General features: G+C 72.0%; 14 protein-coding genes. 7 read left to right on the forward strand and 7 right to left on the reverse strand.

The genetic code is table 11. The annotated features are described in order from the left end of the window. Positions 1–62: 62 nt before the first annotated feature. The 4 genes from IE265_RS12635 to IE265_RS12650 all read left to right on the forward strand — a co-directional run bounded on the left by IE265_RS12635 (position 63) and on the right by IE265_RS12650 (position 4,994). On the forward strand, positions 63–1,373 hold the full coding sequence (locus IE265_RS12635) for an extracellular solute-binding protein (RefSeq protein ID WP_190035568.1): 1,311 nt from the start codon (positions 63–65) through the stop codon (positions 1,371–1,373). A 110-nt stretch (positions 1,374–1,483) separates the two neighbouring features. Further along, positions 1,484–2,479 (forward strand): carbohydrate ABC transporter permease, encoded by a 996-nt coding sequence (locus IE265_RS12640; protein ID WP_190035569.1) that lies wholly within the window; start codon positions 1,484–1,486, stop codon positions 2,477–2,479. A gap of 13 nt (positions 2,480–2,492) precedes the next feature. Continuing rightward, complete coding sequence (locus tag IE265_RS12645; protein WP_190035570.1) at positions 2,493–3,434, forward strand: carbohydrate ABC transporter permease; 942 nt, start codon at positions 2,493–2,495, stop codon at positions 3,432–3,434. A gap of 99 nt (positions 3,435–3,533) precedes the next feature. After that, positions 3,534–4,994, forward strand: a complete 1,461-nt coding sequence (locus IE265_RS12650) for a GH1 family beta-glucosidase (protein WP_190035571.1) — start codon at positions 3,534–3,536, stop codon at positions 4,992–4,994. Positions 4,995–5,148: 154 nt separating this feature from the next. Here the strand turns inward: IE265_RS12650 and IE265_RS12655 are convergent, their stop codons facing one another. Next, positions 5,149–6,390 carry a serine hydrolase domain-containing protein gene (locus IE265_RS12655; RefSeq protein WP_190035572.1) on the reverse strand — a complete coding sequence of 414 codons (1,242 nt, stop codon included), beginning with the start codon at positions 6,388–6,390 and terminating at the stop codon, positions 5,149–5,151. A gap of 459 nt (positions 6,391–6,849) precedes the next feature. Here IE265_RS12655 and IE265_RS12660 point away from each other — a divergent pair, with 459 nt between their 5' ends. Together IE265_RS12660 and IE265_RS12665 are read left to right on the forward strand one after the other, a co-directional pair. After that, entirely contained in the window at positions 6,850–7,461 is a 612-nt protein-coding gene (locus IE265_RS12660) for a GOLPH3/VPS74 family protein (protein WP_190035573.1), read from the forward strand. 241 nt (positions 7,462–7,702) lie between these two features. Next, positions 7,703–8,104: a DUF6281 family protein gene (locus IE265_RS12665; protein WP_190035574.1), complete on the forward strand. Its 402-nt coding sequence runs from the start codon at positions 7,703–7,705 to the stop codon at positions 8,102–8,104. Positions 8,105–8,173: 69 nt separating this feature from the next. Here IE265_RS12665 and IE265_RS12670 read toward each other — a convergent pair whose 3' ends face one another. Continuing rightward, positions 8,174–8,329, reverse strand: a complete 156-nt coding sequence (locus IE265_RS12670; RefSeq protein ID WP_190035575.1) for a hypothetical protein — start codon at positions 8,327–8,329, stop codon at positions 8,174–8,176. Between the two features lie 331 nt (positions 8,330–8,660). On the opposite strand from IE265_RS12670, the gene IE265_RS39115 reads away from it, so the two are divergent. After that, positions 8,661–9,479 (forward strand): DUF6624 domain-containing protein, encoded by an 819-nt coding sequence (locus IE265_RS39115; protein WP_308434784.1) that lies wholly within the window; start codon positions 8,661–8,663, stop codon positions 9,477–9,479. A gap of 57 nt (positions 9,480–9,536) precedes the next feature. Here IE265_RS39115 and IE265_RS12680 read toward each other — a convergent pair whose 3' ends face one another. The 5 genes from IE265_RS12680 to IE265_RS12700 all read right to left on the reverse strand — a co-directional run bounded on the left by IE265_RS12680 (position 9,537) and on the right by IE265_RS12700 (position 16,696). Then, positions 9,537–9,887: a hypothetical protein gene (locus IE265_RS12680; protein ID WP_190035576.1), complete on the reverse strand. Its 351-nt coding sequence runs from the start codon at positions 9,885–9,887 to the stop codon at positions 9,537–9,539. Positions 9,888–10,163: 276 nt separating this feature from the next. Beyond that, positions 10,164–13,166 carry a helix-turn-helix transcriptional regulator gene (locus IE265_RS12685; protein ID WP_190035577.1) on the reverse strand — a complete coding sequence of 1,001 codons (3,003 nt, stop codon included), beginning with the start codon at positions 13,164–13,166 and terminating at the stop codon, positions 10,164–10,166. A gap of 55 nt (positions 13,167–13,221) precedes the next feature. After that, positions 13,222–13,572, reverse strand: coding sequence for a UBP-type zinc finger domain-containing protein (locus IE265_RS12690; RefSeq protein ID WP_190035578.1), 351 nt, complete (start codon positions 13,570–13,572; stop codon positions 13,222–13,224). Beyond that, the gene (locus IE265_RS12695; RefSeq protein ID WP_190035579.1) at positions 13,569–15,023 is read right to left on the reverse strand and encodes an ATP-binding protein; all 1,455 of its coding nucleotides are present in this window, start codon (positions 15,021–15,023) and stop codon (positions 13,569–13,571) included. The genes IE265_RS12690 and IE265_RS12695 overlap by 4 nt, the downstream gene beginning before the upstream one ends. Continuing rightward, complete coding sequence (locus IE265_RS12700) at positions 15,020–16,696, reverse strand: NAD(P)/FAD-dependent oxidoreductase (RefSeq protein ID WP_190035580.1); 1,677 nt, start codon at positions 16,694–16,696, stop codon at positions 15,020–15,022. Before IE265_RS12700 ends, IE265_RS12695 begins: the two co-directional genes overlap by 4 nt. Positions 16,697–16,749 lie beyond the last annotated feature (53 nt).

A 16,749-nucleotide genomic window follows, 5' to 3' on the forward strand; every position in this document is an offset into this window, starting at 1 on the left:
CTTGCGGAGCGGACCGTACGGCTCGAGCTCCGGTGCGTCAGCGCCGCCGCTAGGAGGACGAAATGGGCAAGGTCCCAATGAAGTTGCGTACAAGAGTCGTGGCCGCCGTGTCGGTGGTGTCGGCTCTCGGCCTGGTCGTGGGCTGCGGAGGCAGTGACGGCGGGACCGGTGGGGGCAAGAAGGACGGCAAGGTCACCATCACCATGGGCCTCTTCGGCGTCATGGGCTTCAAGGAGACCGGCCTGCTCGACAAGTACATGAAGGAGCACCCGAACGTCGTCATCAAGGCGGACGTCGCGGGCGACGAGCAGACCTACTACACCGCCCTGCAGACCCACCTGGCCGCCGGCAGCGGGCTGAAGGACATCCAGGGCATAGAGATCGGTCGGGCCAAGGAGCTGTCCGACACGCAGAAGGACAAGTTCGTCGACCTGTCCGGGGTCTCCGGCACGGACCACTTCCTGCCGTGGAAGCAGAGCCAGGTCACCACCTCGGACAAGAAGGTCATCGGCCTCGGCACCGACATCGGCCCGATGGCGGTCTGCTACCGCAAGGACCTGTTCGAGCAGGCCGGTCTGCCCACCGACCGTGAAGAGGTCGCCAAGCTGTGGGAGGGCGACTGGTCCAAGTTCGTCGACGCGGGCAAGCGCTTCAAGCAGAAGTCCAAGGCGGACAAGGTCGCCTTCATGGACAGCTCCAGCGGTCTCTTCAACGCCATGATCTACGGCAACTCCCAGCAGTTCTACGACAAGAAGGGTGAGCTGATCTACGCCACCAATCCCGTCGTGAAGGACGCCTGGAAGCTCGCCTCCGAGGCCGCCACGTCCGACCTGACCGCCAAGCTCCGCCAGTTCCAGCCCGGTTGGGACCCCGGCCTGGCCAACAGCACCTTCGCCACCACCGTCTGTCCGGCGTGGATGCTCGCGCACATCAGCGAGAAGGCGGGCCCGAAGAACAAGGGCAAGTGGGACGTCGCCAAGGCGCCCCAGGGCGCCAACTGGGGCGGATCGTTCCTCGGCGTGATGGAGCAGAGCCCCGTGAAGAAGGAGGCGCAGGAGCTGGTCGCCTGGCTCACCGCCCCGGAGCAGCAGGCCTACCTCTTCAAGGAGATCGGCAACTTCCCGTCCTCGCAGGCCGCGCTGGAGATGCCTGAAGTCGTCGACGCCAAGTCCGACTACTTCAGCGGTGCGCCCATCGGCAAGATCTTCGGAGCCGCCGCCCAGGAGATCCCCGACGAGCAGGTGCTCGGCCGCAAGGACGGCACCATCAAGGACATCTTCTCCCAGGGCCTGACCTTGATCGAGGCGCAGAACAAGAGCCCGAACGAGGCGTGGAAGACCACCGAGAAGCGCATCGAGAAGGCCGCCGGCTGACCCAGGGCCCGTTCGCCCACCTCCGCAGCAGCCCGGCGCCCCACACGCGGTCCGTGTGGGCCGCCGGGCCCCTGCCCGCCATCCCCACCCTCCAGGAAGGACGCCTTCCGGTGGCCACCTCCACCTCGACACCCCCAGACGGTGCGCCCGGCACCGCTCCGTCGGACGGGACCGGCACCGGCGCGGAGCAGCAGCGCCGCCGTACGCTGCTGCACCGCCTCGACGTGCGCGGCGCCCCGTACGCCTTCGTCGCCCCGTTCTTCATCGTCTTCGCGGCCTTCAGCTTCTACCCGCTGATCTACACCTCGTGGATCTCCCTGCACCGCGTCGAACTGTCCACCCTGAACGTCATGGAATGGGTCGGCTTCGACAACTACACGGCCCTGTGGGACGACGACCGCTTCTGGAACGCGCTGCTCAACACGTTCACGATCGGCGTCCTGTCGACCGTGCCGCAGCTGCTGATGGCGCTCGGACTCGCGCACCTGCTCAACTACCGGCTCCGCGGTTCGACGTTCTTCCGCGTCGCCGCCCTCACGCCCTACGCCACGTCGGTGGGCGCCGCGGCCCTCGTGTTCACCATGCTCTTCGAACGCGACTTCGGCATGATCAACTGGATGCTGAGCCTGTTCGGCGTGGACAACGTCGACTGGGAGAACAACAAGTGGGCCGCGCAGACGGCCATCTCCACGATCGTCATCTGGCGCTGGACCGGCTACAACGCGCTGCTCTACCTCGCCGCGATGCAGGCGATCCCGCGCGACCGCTACGAAGCCGCGGCCCTCGACGGCGCCTCGCGGTGGCAGCAGTTCCTGCAGGTCACCGTCCCCGGCATCCGCTCCACCATCGTCTTCACGATCGTCCTGTCCACGATCGGCGCCACCCAGCTCTTCGGCGAGCCCCTGATCTTCGGCCAGGGCCCCAACGGCATCACCGGGGGAGCGGACAACCAGTACCAGACGCTGGGACTGCTGCTGTACGAGGAGGGCTGGAAGAACTACCAGATGGGCCGCGCCGCCACGGTCGCCTGGGCGATGTTCCTGCTGCTCATCGTCATGTTCGTCGTCCAACGACTTGTCGGGCGCGTCAAAGCGCGCAGGGCCTGACCGGGAGAATTCCATGACCACAGACAGCATCCCGGTCCGGACGGCGGACGCACGGCCCGGGACCACGGACAAGGCACCCAAGGGCACCCCGTCCGGCGCGCGGCGCCGCCGGCTGTTCCGGAACCCGGGTGCCGGACGCCAGCACCACGCCGGTCCCGTCGCCTACATCCTGCTCGGCATCGCGGCCCTGTTCTCGCTCTTCCCGCTCTACTGGACGATGGTCGCGGCGTCGACCGACAACACCCGTGTCACCCAGACGCCGCCGCCGTTCCTGCCCGGACCCCACCTCCTGGAGAACCTCGGCAAGGCCTGGCAGGACGCCGCGCTCGGCAAGGCCATGCTCAACAGCCTGATCGTGGCCGGCCTGATCGCCCTGTCCACCGTGCTGTTCGCCACCCTCGCCGGTTTCGCCTTCGCGAAACTGCGCTTCAAGGGCCGCAACATCCTGCTCATGCTGGTGATCGGCACCATGATGGTGCCGCCCCAACTCGGCGTCGTGCCCCTGTTCATGATGATGACGGAACTGGGCTGGGGGCAGAAGCTGCCCGCCGTCATCTTCCCCACGCTCGTCAGCGCCGTCGGCGTGTTCTTCATGCGGCAGTACCTGACCGAGGCACTGCCCGACGAACTCGTCGAAGCCGGCCGGGTGGACGGTGCGCACTCCCTGCGCATCTTCTGGAGCATCGTGCTGCCCATCGCCCGCCCGCCGATGGCCGTGCTCTTCATGATCACGTTCGTGCACGCCTGGAACGACTTCTTCTGGCCGTTCATCGTGCTCGACATGACCAATCCGACGGTGCCCGTCGCCCTGACCCAGCTCAGCGCGGGATACGTCCGCGACCAGTCGCTGATCATGGCGGGCGCACTGCTCGGCACACTGCCCCTGCTCGCCCTCTTCATCGTCTTCGGCCGTCAGATCGTCGGCGGAATCATGCAGGGAGCGGTCAAGGGATGAGCACGCGGCCGTCCCCCCGCTGCCACGGCCCCCCTGCGCCCGCCACCCCACTGCTCCACTACGCCCCTCCCGTCCCGCAGTACATCTGGAAGGACTCCCGTGACCACCGCTACCCGACGTGTCGCGCCCGCCCCGGAGAACACCACCGGCCTCCGATTCCCGCAGGGGTTCACCTGGGGCACGGCGACCGCCGCCTACCAGATCGAAGGTGCGGCCGCCGAGGACGGCCGTACCCCTTCGATCTGGGACACCTACTCGCGCACGCCCGGCAAGGTGCGCAACGGCGACACCGGTGACGTGGCCACCGACCACTACCACCGCTGGCGCGAGGACGTCGCGATCATGGCCGACCTCGGCGTGAGCGCCTACCGGTTCTCCCTGTCGTGGCCCCGGGTGCAGCCGACCGGCCGGGGCCCCGCCGTCGAGAAGGGACTCGACTTCTACCGCGCCCTGACCGACGCCCTGCTGGAGAAGGGCATCGAACCGGTCGTCACGCTCTACCACTGGGACCTGCCGCAGGAGTTGGAGGACGCGGGCGGCTGGCCGGAGCGCGTCACCACCGACCGCTTCGCCGACTACGCGACCCTCGCGGCCCGTGCGCTGGGGGACCGGGTGAAGACCTGGACCACCCTCAACGAGCCCTGGTGCAGCGCGTTCCTCGGCTACGGCTCGGGCGTCCACGCCCCCGGGCGCACGGACCCGGTCGCGGCCCTGCGCGCCGCGCACCACCTCAACCTCGCGCACGGCAAGGCGGTTCAGGCCCTGCGCGCCGAACTGCCCTCCCGCGCCCGGGCGTCCATCACGCTCAACATCCACCACGTGCGGGCGCTGACCGAGGCCGCCGAGGACGTGGACGCGGCCCGCCGCATCGACGCGCTGGCCAACCGCGTCTTCACCGGCCCCCTGCTGGAAGGCCGGTACCCGCAGGACCTCCTGGACGACACGGCCGGCCTGACCGACTGGTCGTTCGTACGCGACGGCGACACCGCGACGATCCACCAGCCGCTGGACTTCCTCGGAGTCAACTATTACACGCCCACCCTCGTGTCGGCCGCGACCGACGAGGCGAGCCACGGCTCCGACGGCCACGGGAACAGCGAGCACAGCCCCTGGCCGGGCGCGGACAAGGTCGCCTTCCACCGGCCCGAGGGCAGCACCACCGCGATGGGCTGGGCGGTCGACCCGAGCGGCCTGTACGACCTGCTCATCCGCCTCAAGGCGGACTTCCCCGCCATGCCCCTGATGATCACCGAGAACGGCGCCGCGTTCGACGACTACGTCAACCCCGCGGGCGAGGTGGCCGACCCCGAGCGCATCGCCTACCTGCGCGGCCATCTCGAAGCCGTACAGCGTGCGATCGTGGCCGGCGTCGACGTGCGGGGCTACTTCCTGTGGTCGCTGCTGGACAACTTCGAGTGGGGCTACGGCTACAGCAAGCGCTTCGGTGCCGTCTACGTCGACTACCCGACCGGCAAGCGCATCCCCAAGGCCAGCGCCCGCTGGTACGCCGACGTGGCCCGCACCGGCACGCTGCCCGCCGGGGGCGCCGACAACGGGTGACGCCCGCCGGACGGTCGCTCGCGGCCCCGATCTCGACCCGGCGGCCCGGTCAGCGGAACGCCGCTCGGTCACCGGAACGCCACCCGGTCAGCGGAAGGCCGCCCGGGGCGGGGACTTTCCCCGCCCCGGGCGGCCTGCGCGCGGGACGCCCCGGTCAGCCGACCGTCATCGGGTCGTCCGGGGAGAGCCGGGCCGCGATGCGCTCGGCGATCTGCTGGGCCATGTTGCCGTCGGGCGTCTTCGCGGTCTTCGTGGCGGAGACCGCGATGGCGAGACGCTTGGACGGGAGGTACGCCTTGATCGCCGCGTAGCCCGAGAACGACGGGTTCTGGATCACCCAGTCGTTGACCACGATGACGCCGAGGCCGAAATGCCGGTCCTCGGTCTGCTTCACGCAGACCGTCGCGGGGCACTTCTTGGTCGCGCCGCCGAGTCCGACCGTGCCCGGATCGAGGAGCGTGCGGTAGGAGCTGGGCGAGAGGAGTTCGCCGCTGCCGATGCCCTGCGCCGATCGGGCCAGGTCGCAGATGTGGGTCGTGATGACCGCGCCGGGAGCCGTCGTCCACGACGGGTTCCAGAACGTCGACTCCTCGTACAGGCCGCGATCGGACGTGAAGGAGTGCAGGACCGGCCCCGGAATGGCGGGGGTGAAGTTGTTCCTGGTGTTCCGCAGGCCCAGCGGACCCGTCACCCGCTCACGCAGGAACTGGTCGATCGGGGTGCCGGTGATCTTCTCCAGTGCTGCGACGAGGAGTACGAAGTTGGCGTGGGAGTAGCTCCAGTTGGTGCCCGGCTTGTACCAGAGCGGGTGGCTGAGCGAGTACCCGACCAGTTCCTCGGGGGTCCACTGGCGGAACGGGTGAGTCTCCAGCACGGCCCCGAACTTCGGGTCGGTGACGTAGTCGTGGAGACCGCTGGTCGCGTTGCCCAGCATCCGCAGCGTGATCCTGTCCGCGTGGGGCAGGTCGGGCAGCCAGCGTTCCACGGTGTCGTCGAGGCCGACCTTGCCCTCCTCGACGAGTTGGAGGAGGGCCGTGCCGAGGTACGAGAAGACCACGGAACCGGCGCGGAAGTGCATGCCCGGCTCGGCCGGTACGCCGGTCATGGACTCGCCGAGGGCGTCGGTGACGACATCGCGCCCGTCGACGGTGACCCGTACCTGCACCGCGTTGAGGCGGAACTCGGCCTTGGCCCTGCGGGTGATGTCCAGGACCTGCCGGCCCTGGCCGCCGAGGGGCCGCTCGGTGCGCACGCAGTCGGGGCCGCCGGGCGCCGTGGCGGACGCCGGCGCGGCACCGGCGGTCTGGAGGGCGGCGGCGAGGAGGGCGGCACTCAGAAGGGCCCCGCAGGCGCGCACGGAAGCGCGCGACCGCGTAGTGGAGGAGGCAAGTGTCATGCCCGCACTATGAAGGGAGCAACAGCGCAATCACGTGCAAAACGCCCTCCGGTTGCGGTTGCCCGCCCCGTGTGGGCGAGGTGAGCGGCCCGGTTGGGTGTGTGCGGGGCGACGCGGTCGGCGGGCGATTCCCTGGTGACCGCCGGACGGTACGCGGCCCGCGGCGGACACAGTGTGTGTGCCCCCGCTCGCTGGTGGTCATGGTGGTCATGTCACCCGGCTCACGCCGCCGTTCGACGTGCCTCCGTCCGTCGGCGGCGGTGTCGGGGCATCGAGTCGCGGGCCCGGCGGGTATGCGGATGCAGGCGGTGCGCACGCTCCGTAAGCTCGTACAGGTGGCACTTGTTCGAGGAACGCGGGCCACCCGGGTTCCGGGGCCGCCCGATGTCAGGCCGGGCCGGCCGCCCGGAGCCTACGCATGACGACGTGTCGATGACGACGCATGGGACGTGAACCCTCATGACCACAGCCCGGAACCTGCTGATCGTCGCCATGGACACGGCGCCCGACAACCCGGTGAAGTCGGGTGAACTGTCTCTCGCGCTCGCGGGGGCCGAGCTGATCGACCTGCTCGGGGCGGAGGCCATCGAGCTCGACGAGGACCGCGTCGTGCCCACGGGCGGGGCCGCGCCGACCGATCGCGTGCTCGCGGAGGCCGCGGCCGCGCTTCGCCGCGAGAAGCCGTACGAGCAGCTCGGCGACTGGCTCTGGCGCCGGGGGGACTCGCTGGCGGGGGCGTACGCGGCGGGTCTGGAGGCCGAGGGCCTGCTCGTCCATCGCGGCGGGCGCCGGAACCCGTTCCGCGGCGACGAGTTGATACTCATCGACTCACCCGCCCGCCGCGAGGCGACGGAGAGCTGGAACTCCCTCGATCCGGCCCTGGTGACCCTGGGGGAGGCTGTCGGCGTCCAGGGCGAGCGGGACACGGACCTGCCGCAGATCGCCGACGACCGCGTGGCGGCCGTGCTGGCGGCCGTCAGCGACGCGCTGGTGGAACTGGAGGCCGTACGCCAGCGCCGGAGCATCGAGCAGGCGGGCTTCGACAATGTCTGGCGCGGGCTCGACGAGTGAGGGCCGGGCGCCACACGTGGCATCCCCGTTCCGCCGACATCGGTACCGGTACAGGCATCGGCGTGGAATCGGCATCGTCGGGTGTCGGCCTTCGGCACGGATTCGCGTGCCCTTACCGGGACTCGACCCGCGCAACGCCCAAGAAACACGCGTGAAGCGAGTGCTGAACGCGTGAACGACACGGATCTCCGCGGCGTCGTACTACCGAACGGGAGCGAGCGCTCCCGGAGGAGGCGCGCTGATGCAAGTTCTGTGTCGTGCACGTGCGTTCGGCCCGGTACGGATGCTCCTGCCGACGGTCGTGGTCGCCGTGCTCACCGGCTGCGGCGCGGGGAGCGGGGGCGGTGACACCGCCGCGTCCTGTGCGGCGCTGGTCGACTACCGCGACCACCAGTACATGGGCACCGAGGCCCTCGGCCTCACGCGCGGTGAGCCGCTCGGGACGGCCACCCTGCCGCCGCCGTGCCAGGACACCGGTGAGGGCGGGGACCCGGGCGGACCGACGCCCGTGACCGCCCTGGCCGTCCGGGGAGTGGACCCCGACATCGCCATCACACTGGAGACCGCCGAGGACGACGTCCTCTACATCAACCGGGACTCGGACGTGACGCTGCCCGAGATCAAGCGGATGATCCGCGACTGACGCCGTGCCGCCCGCATCCGCGGGACCGTCCCGGCCGCGACGGGTGAGCGGGGCGGCTCCGCGCACGGTTCATCGCTCGTGGGCGACTGCGCCGTGCACGTCCGCCGGCTCCGGAGCCGTGCCGGGGCGCCAGGGCGGGCAGGAGACGGCGCCGGGACCGAGCAGCTTCGGGCCGTCGCAGTACGCGGGGATCCGCCGCGGGCCGCGCAGCACGTGGATGCCCATCAGCCTGATGCGTCAACGACCGTTCGAAGTCCGGTTGTTGCGGCACGAGTGGGTACGCCGCCATAGTGAGTGATCGAGCGACCTGCCGAGCCGGCGGGCATCGTCGGCGCGTCGAGTGCGACTGGAATCCCGCGCAACGCAACTGACGCCCCGGCAGGCGGAGTCGCCCCGCAGCGGCACCGCGACGCGAGACCTGGATGGCCACCGTGACCGACGGAGAACCGAGGAGCCCGGGCAAGGGGCGGCGCACCGGTGCCGACGCCGCAGCGGCTGCCGACCGGACGCGGAAGCGGGTGCGGTGCGCCTCGAAGCGCCGAGGGCGGGGCACGCCATGAGCGGCCCCTGGGGCCCCGGCCGTCCGCCGCACGCCACGCCGCACGGGAGCCGGGCGCCGCGCCGTGAGGAGAGCCCCGCGCCGCGTCCGGACGAGGACCACGGGCCGCACCCCGACGAGAGCCGCCCGCCTTCCCCGTACGGGAGCCGGGGCGCGCACCACGGCGAGGACCAGGGGTCGCAGCCGTGTCAGGACCACGGTCCCCATCCGCATGAGGACCACGGACCGTACCCGTACGAGAACGGCGGGCCGCGTCCGGGCGGGGACCACTCGCCGCATCCGTACGAGGAGGCGCCGGAAGCCGCTCCGCGTGTGCTGCCCGCGCTCGCCTCCGCCCTCGCCCGGGAACTCGTCCGCCGGGTCGACGAGGAGCGGCAGGCCGTGTGCGAGGCACGCCGCGACCCCACCCGGAGCGCCGGTCTGCGCGTCGACGAGTGCCGCAGGAACAACACCGAGGCCCTCAGGGCGATCGTCCGGCGCCATGCCTGGCCCACCGCCGACCTTGTCGGCGCGCCCGCCTCCACTGCGGCCCTGATGATCCTGCTGCACGCCCGGGACCTGGACTTCCAGCTCGCCTGCCGCGACCTGATCGCTCGCGCAGTGGCGGACGGGCGGTGCCCCGCGCCGCACCACGCGTACATCGCCGACCACTGTGCCGTCGAGCAGGGGCAGCCGCAGTTCTACGGGACCAGGATCGACCCGGCGTCCTTCCGGCCGTACCCGGTGAGGCTGCCGCGGACCCTGGACGAACGCCGCCGCGACATGGGGCTGGCACCGCTCGACGAGCAGATGCGCACCCTGCGCCACGTCGGATGAGCACGTGCCCGCCCGGCCGGACGAGGGGCCGAGCGGGCGACCTGCCGGGTCACGGGGCTACGGCACGAGGAGCAGTTGCCGCTCCTGCTCCTGGTCGCCCGACGCCATCCCCTGCTCGCGGACCGTGTAGACCGAGGTCAGCGTGGCGTCGGCCCGCCGTACGGCTTCCGGGCTGCCCTGGAGGGTGACGGTGACCGGGGCGGACAGCGGCTCCGGGTTCGCCGGTGCGGTCCCGCCGGTCGGCAGGTCGTTGTCGAAGGCCGCGGTGTGGACCGTGGCGCTTCCGTCACCGGGCATGTCGGTCGCCGTCCCGAAGACCGGTTCGAGCGTGTGGACGACCGCCCGGGCGTCGGCGGCCGTGCCGCCGCTCAGTGTGAGTGTCAGAGCGAGATGCGTGCCGGACGTCATGGCCAGTCACCTTTCCCAGTGCGGGAGCGCGCCGCGCCCGTCGTATCCGGATGACCGGCCGCGCGTGGCGCGAACGGCGGCTCGGCCCTGCAGGGGCCTGTATCCATCACACCGCCGTCGGGCGGACCTCGCAGCCCCAGCACGCCACGGCCGCTCCCGGTCCGCCGGCCCCGGGGTCGTCCGACGCCCGCGCGGTCCCCGCCCGGCGTTCCGGGACCCCGGGCGTCGATGCCTGGAGCGCATGCCGGTCCGCGGCGGCCCGGCCGGGGCGGCCGGTCAGCCGGAGGCGGGCCGCTGCTCCGGGGCGATCAGCCCCTCGCGGTACGCGATCGCCACGGCCTCCGTGCGACCGGCGGCGCCCAGCTTGGCGAGGATGTTGGACACGTGCACGCTCGCCGTCTTGCCGCTGATGAACAGCTCCTCGCCGATCTGGCGGTTCGTGCGCCCTCGGGCGAGGAGGAGCAGCACGTCGTTCTCGCGGGCCGTCAGCGCGGGGACCGCGTCCGCGGCGGGCGGCGCCTCCCCGAGCCGGCCCCGGCGGATCAGCCCGTCCACATCGTCGCGCAGGGGCACGGCACCCAGGCGGTCCGCCGTGTCGCGCACGGCACGCGCCTGCTCGGCGGCCTCCGACCGCCGCCCCGCCGCCAGCAGGGCCTGCGCCAGCCGGAGGCGGCAGCGCGCCTGCTCGTACACGTTGCCGTAGCCGAACGCGGTGACGGCCTTCTCCCAGGCCCCGGTGCCCGGCGCCGCCGTGACCCGCGTCCACTCGGCCTCGACGCGGGCCAGCCACGCCAGCCCCTCGGGCCCCTGGCGGGAACCGTCCTCCCCCCTGGCGGCGACCGACCGGGCCAGTTCCACCAGCTCGGCGCCGGTGTCCGTCCAGCGCCGGACCCCGCCCTCGTCGCCCGTGGCACGGGCCTCCGCCGCCGTGTCGGCGACGGCGGCCAGCGCGAGCGCGGCCAGGCGTACGGCCACGTCCGGAGCAGTCTCGCCCTCGTCGACGAGCGCCTGCGCGGTCGCACGGACCTGCGCGACGGCCGTCACGGCGTCGCCCCGCAGCACCGCCGCGTCGGTGAGCAGGACACCGGCCACCAGCGTCGCCATCCAGTCGAAGGGTCCCTCCAGCAGTGTCCTGGCCCGCTCCTCGGCGCCCAGGTCACCCCGTGCCAGAGCCACGGACAGCGCCGGTGCGAGCGCGTACCCGCCGGCCGCGGGCAGCCGCCGTGCGTCGGCCTCGGCCGCCTCGACGCACTCGTCCCACCGGCCCAGGGTGAACAGCACCAGGGACCGCAGATAGCGCATCTCCAACGGGTACGGCGAGGAGAGGAGCCCCGCGTGGCCGGCGCGCTCCAGCCCCTCCGAGATCGAGGTGAGGCACTCGTCCAGGTCGCCCGACTCGTACGCGCCGATCGCCACGTTGAACAGCGCGCGCATCTCGATGGCCGAGTTCCCGGCGCGGCGGGCCAGGTCACGGGCCTCGCGCAGCCGCGCCCGCCCCTGGGCCGTGCGCCTGCCGTCCCCCTCCAGGCCGACGAGGGAGACCAGCAGGTCGGCCCTGGCGTCGGACAGGTCCAGCACCTCGGCGACCCCGAGCGCCTCGCGGGCCACACGCCGGGCGGTCGCGGTGTCGCCCACGTAGTTGGCGGCCATGACATGGGTCGCGGCGGCCCACACCCACGTACGCGACGGCGGTTCGGCCGGGATCATCGCGAGCGCCTCGCTGCTGTACTCGAAGGCGGCCGCGAGACTGTCGACGCGCATCAGATTGCCCGCGAGCGTGTACCGCACGCGCGCGGCGAGTTCGGTGTCGTCCTCCGTGCCGACCCGGGCCAGCGCGGACCGGGTGAGAGAGACGGCCCGGTGTGCCTCGCCGGCGCGCGCGGCAGCGGCCGAGGCGCGCAGGGTCAGGGTGACCGTGTCGGCGCCGTCCGGCCGCGCGTCCGCGGGCACCGCCGACCACAGGTCGAGGACCGCCTCGAGGTGGCGCAGCTCCTCGGCGGGCGCGCGCAGCCGCCCGGCGTGGTCCGCCGCCTCCAGCGAGGCCGCGAGGGCATCCGGCAGGTCGTGGCTCTCGCGCGAGTGGTGGGCGCGCTCCGCCGCGCTCTCGCCGGGACGGCCGCGGCGGCCCAGCACCGAGGCGAACACCCGGTGCAGGCGCACCCGTTCGCCGGGCAGGAGGTCGGCGTAGACGGCCTCCCGGATCAGCGCGTGCCGGAACGAGTAGGTGTTGTCCCCGTCCGGAACCAGGAGTTGCCGCCCGACCGCCTCGCGCAGCGCCGACTCCAGTTCCCCGTCCGGAAGTTCGACGGCTTCGCTCAGCACCTCGTGCCCCACGCGGCGGCCGGCGACAGCCGCGGTGCGCAGCACCTGCTGCGCGGTGTCGGTCAGTTGCTCGAAGCGGATGAGCAGTACGTCGGCCAGACCGCTGGGCACGGCGGACTCCGTGCCGCCGGCCGACCCGGACGTGGCGGCGAGCAGTTCCTCGGCGTAGAACGCGTTGCCCTCGGCGCGTTCGACGATGCGGCGGACGGTGACCTCGGGCAGCGGGTCGGCCCGCTGGGCCCGGACGAGGCTGGCCACTTCGCCGTCCGGCATGGGCCGCAGTTCGAGCCGCTCGACGGCGGGCAGCCGCACCAGTTCGGCGAGCAGGGGGCGCAGTGGATGCCGGCGGTGCAGGTCGTCGGCGCGGTAGGAGGCGAACACCGCCAGGCGGCCGGCCGGGCCCTCGGCGGACGAGGCGTCGGCGCCGGAGCGGAGCGGGGACCGGGCGAGGCGCGGGATGCCCCGGCTGAGCAGGAAGCGCAGCAGGTCGCGGGAGGACTGGTCCGCCCAGTGCAGGTCCTCCAGGACCAGCAGCAGCGGCGCTGTCGCGGCGAGATCGGCGAGCAGCGAGGCCATGCCCTCGAAGAGCTGGAGCCGTCCGTCCGCGTCCTTCCCGCCCTCGCCGCCCGCGCCGAGCAGGCGGTCCACCACGGGGTGCGCGGCCAGCGTGCCGGAGAACCGCTCGTCGCCCGCGAGCGCGCCCAGGACCTCGGTGAACGGCAGATACGGCAGCCCGACGTCACCGAGGTCGACGCAGTGACCCGTGACGACCGTCGCCCCCGCGTCCCTGGCGTGCGCCGCGGCCTCCGCGAGCACCCGGGTCTTGCCGACCCCCGCGTCGCCCGCGACCAGCACGGCGCGTGCCTCACCGGCACGTGACCGGTCCAGGACGCGGGTCAGCCGGGCGAGTTCGTCCGTACGCCCGATGAACGGCGTGGTGAATGCGGTGGTCGGCACGGCCCCATCCTGGCACGTGCCGCGGACACGGCCCCCGCGCGCTGCGGGAGCCGGGTCAGCGCAGCGTCTGCGCCCAGTTCTCCGGCACCCGTCCCGCGGGTCCCGGCGTTGGCTGGTCGGCCGGGTGGCTCAGCGGGGGAGCGAGGCCGGGGCCGGACTCGTACATCTCGGAGTTCGCGAAGTTGTAGAACCAGGACTCTCCCGGTTCGAAGCTTCGGATGATGGGATGCCCCGTGTCGTGGTGGTGGGCGGTGGCGTGCTTGGCCGGCGAGTCGTCGCAGCAGCCGACGTGACCGCACTGGGCGCAGCGCCGCAGATGGAACCACCAGCCGCCGGAGGCCTCGCACTCGACGCAGCCGCTGCCGCTCGGCGGGACGGTGGGATCGATGCCGTCCGGGATGGTCATGACGCCTCCTGAGGGGTGTCGGTCTCCGTGGCGGTGAGCGGGAGGAAGACCCTGAACCGGGTGTCTCCGGGCACGGACTGCACCTCGATGTGGCCGTGGTGCTTGTTCACCACGATGCGCCAGGAGATGTCGAGGCCGAGACCGGTGCCCTCGCCCACGGGTTTGGTGGTGAAGAACGGGTCGAAGATCCGGTCGAGGATCTCCTCGGGCACGCCGGGCCCCGTGTCGCGGAACTCCACGAGCAGTTGCTCCCGTTCGAGCGCGGTGCGCACGGTGAGCACGCCCTCCCCGCCCATCGCGGAGACGGCGTTGTCGATGACGTTCGTCCAGACCTGGTTCAACTCGCCCGGATAGCCGGGAATCCGGGGCGCGGACCGCTCGTACTCCTTGACGACCCTGACACCGTCGCCGATCTTCCCGGAGAGCATCAGCAGTGTGCTGTCCAGCAGTTCGTGCACATCGGTGACCTGGTAGGGCGCCCGGTCGAGCTGCGAGTACTGCTTGGCGGCGTCGACCAGGTGCGAGATACGGGTCGTGGAGTCCTCGATCTCGTTCATCAGGAGCTCTGTCTCGACCGTGTAGTTGAGCCACCGCACGGCTCCTTCGAGCGTCTGCTCCTCGACGGCCGCGGCCACCTGGTCCAGCCACGCTGTGTCCAACCCGGCTTGCACGAAGGTCGGCGCGAGCTGCCAGCCGCCCGCGATGCCGTGGTCGTCGAACCAGTCGCCGAGCGCGTCCTCCCGGTCCGAGGCCTCCAGCGGGCTCAGGGGTGTCGCCTTGGCGACCTGCTCGGCCGTGCGCTCCTGGATCTCGACGAGCGTCTGCAGGGCGTCACGGGCGTACGGGCCCGTCGCGATCAGACCGAGCTTGTGCCGCATCCCCGCCACTCGGTCCCGCAGCGAGGACGTCGCCCGCACCGCCGCGGCCGCGGGGTTGTTGAGCTCGTGGGTCAGCCCGGCGGACAGCGAGCCGAGGGCGAGCAGCCGCTCGCGCTGTCCGACCGTCCGCTGTGTGTTCTGCGTACCGAAGAAGAGTCCTTCCAGCAGGTGCACCGCCATCGGGAACCACTCGCGCAGGACCGCCGCGAAGGCCTCGGCGGGCAGGATGAAGAACCGCGAGGGCTCGGTCACCCGCAAGGAGCCCTTGTACCGGGCGTCCTGCAGTTCCGCATCGGTCAGATACGCCTGCATGGCGCCCGCGTACACCCCGCGCTGCGAGCTGCGGTTGGTCTCCACGTCGTCGTCGCCGACCCGGCGCGACAGTACGAGCGCGCCCTCCAGAAGCACGAAGAAGCAGGTGGCGGGCTCGCCCTCCTGGTACACGAAGCCGGGTTCGAAGCGCTCCACCCTGCCCTCGCGGCACAGCCGCGCGAGTTGGTCGCCGTCCAGCTTCTCGAAGAGGAACAGCGTGCTGAGTTCCGCCGCGTCGCACGGCATCGACTGCCCGCTCACGACTGCTCCAGGTAGCGGTGGACGAGCATCACGGCCATGGCTCCCTCGCCGACGGCGGAGGCGACCCGTTTCGCGGACTCGGCCCGGGCGTCCCCCGCCACGAACACCCCGGGCACGTTGGTCTCCAGGTGGTACGGCGGCCGGTCCAGCTCCCAGTCCGCCGGCGGCTGCCCGTCGGGCGTCATGTCCGGGCCGGCCACGATGAACCCGCGCGGGTCCCGCAGGACCGTGCCCTCCAGCCAGTCGGTCAGCGGAGCGGCCCCGATGAACACGAACATCCACTGCGCGTCGACCAGTTCGGTGTGCCCGCTCTCCACGTCCCGCAGAGTCAGCTGCTCCAGGTGGTCCGAACCGTGCGCGGCCTCCACGACCGTGCCGGTGCGCACCGTGATGTTCGGTGCCTCCTCGATCTGCTGGATCAGGTAGTGCGACATGGAGGCGGCCAGCGACGGGCCGCGGACGAGGATGGTCACCGACTTGGCGCCCCGGGCCAGGTACATGGCCGCCTGTCCCGCCGAGTTGGCGCCACCGACGATGTACACGTCCTGGCCCTGGCAGGACGACGCCTCGGTCAGCGACGAACCGTAGAAGACACCGCAGCCCGTCAGGCCCTCCAGCCCCGGCGCCCGCAACTCCCGGTACGACACGCCCGTCGCCAGGATCACGGCGTGCGACGAGATCGCCGAACCGTCGGAGAAGCGGATGGTGCGGGACGCCCCGGCGACCTCCAGGCCCGTCACCTCGCGCGTCGTGAGGATCTCGGCCCCGAACTTCGCCGCCTGCCGGCGCGCCCGCTCGGTGAGCTGTCCGCCGGACACGCCGTCCGGGAAGCCGAGGTAGTTCTCGATCCGGGAGCTCTGCCCCGCCTGACCTCCCGTCGCCGACCGCTCCACCAGCACCGTCCGCAGGCCCTCGGACGCCCCGTACACGGCGGCGCCGAGCCCGGCGGGGCCGCCGCCGATGACGACGAGGTCGTAGAACTCGGCCGTCGGCGTCGTGGCCAGCCCCACATGGGCCGCCAGGTCGGGGTCGTCGGGCTCGACGAGCGGGGTGCCGTCGGGCGTGATCACGAGCGGCAGCCGCTGTCCGTCCTGCCCCGCCGCCGACAGCAGCCGCTGCCCCTCCGGCGTGTCCGACGAGTACCAGCGGTACGGCACCTGGTTGCGGGCCAGGAACTCCCGTACGTCCGAGGAGCGCGCCGACCACCGGTGGCCGACCACCTTGCAGGCCGGCACGGGCCGGTAGTCGCTGGTCCGCCAGGCCTCCAGCAGATCGTCCACGACCGGGTAGAGCTTCTCCTCCGGCGGGTCCCACGGCTTGAGCAGATAGTGGTCGAGGTCGATGACGTTGATCGCGTCGATCGCCGCGTTGGTGTCCGCGTACGCGGTCAGCAGCACCCGCCTGGCCCCCGGATACACGTCCAGGGCCTGCTCCAGGAACTCGATCCCGTTCATCTGGGGCATGCGGTAGTCGGCGAGGATCACCGCGACCAGGTCGCCGCGCAGCTTCAGCTCCCGGAGTGCTTCGAGAGCGCTTTCGCCGGACTCGGCGCGCACGATGCGGTACGTCTCGCCGTAGCGGCGCCGCAGGTCCCGGGCGACAGCGCGCGACACCCCCGGATCGTCGTCCACGGTCAGGATGACGGTCCGTGCTGCGTCGGTGCCCTGTGCCATTCGTCTCCCACCCCGAGCGGTCGGCGGGCCGGCGCGGCGGCCGAACGTGCCGC

Origin of the sequence: Streptomyces fructofermentans, assembly GCF_014651055.1 — a bacterium.
GTDB classification, from domain to species: Bacteria; Actinomycetota; Actinomycetes; order Streptomycetales; family Streptomycetaceae; genus Streptomyces; species Streptomyces fructofermentans.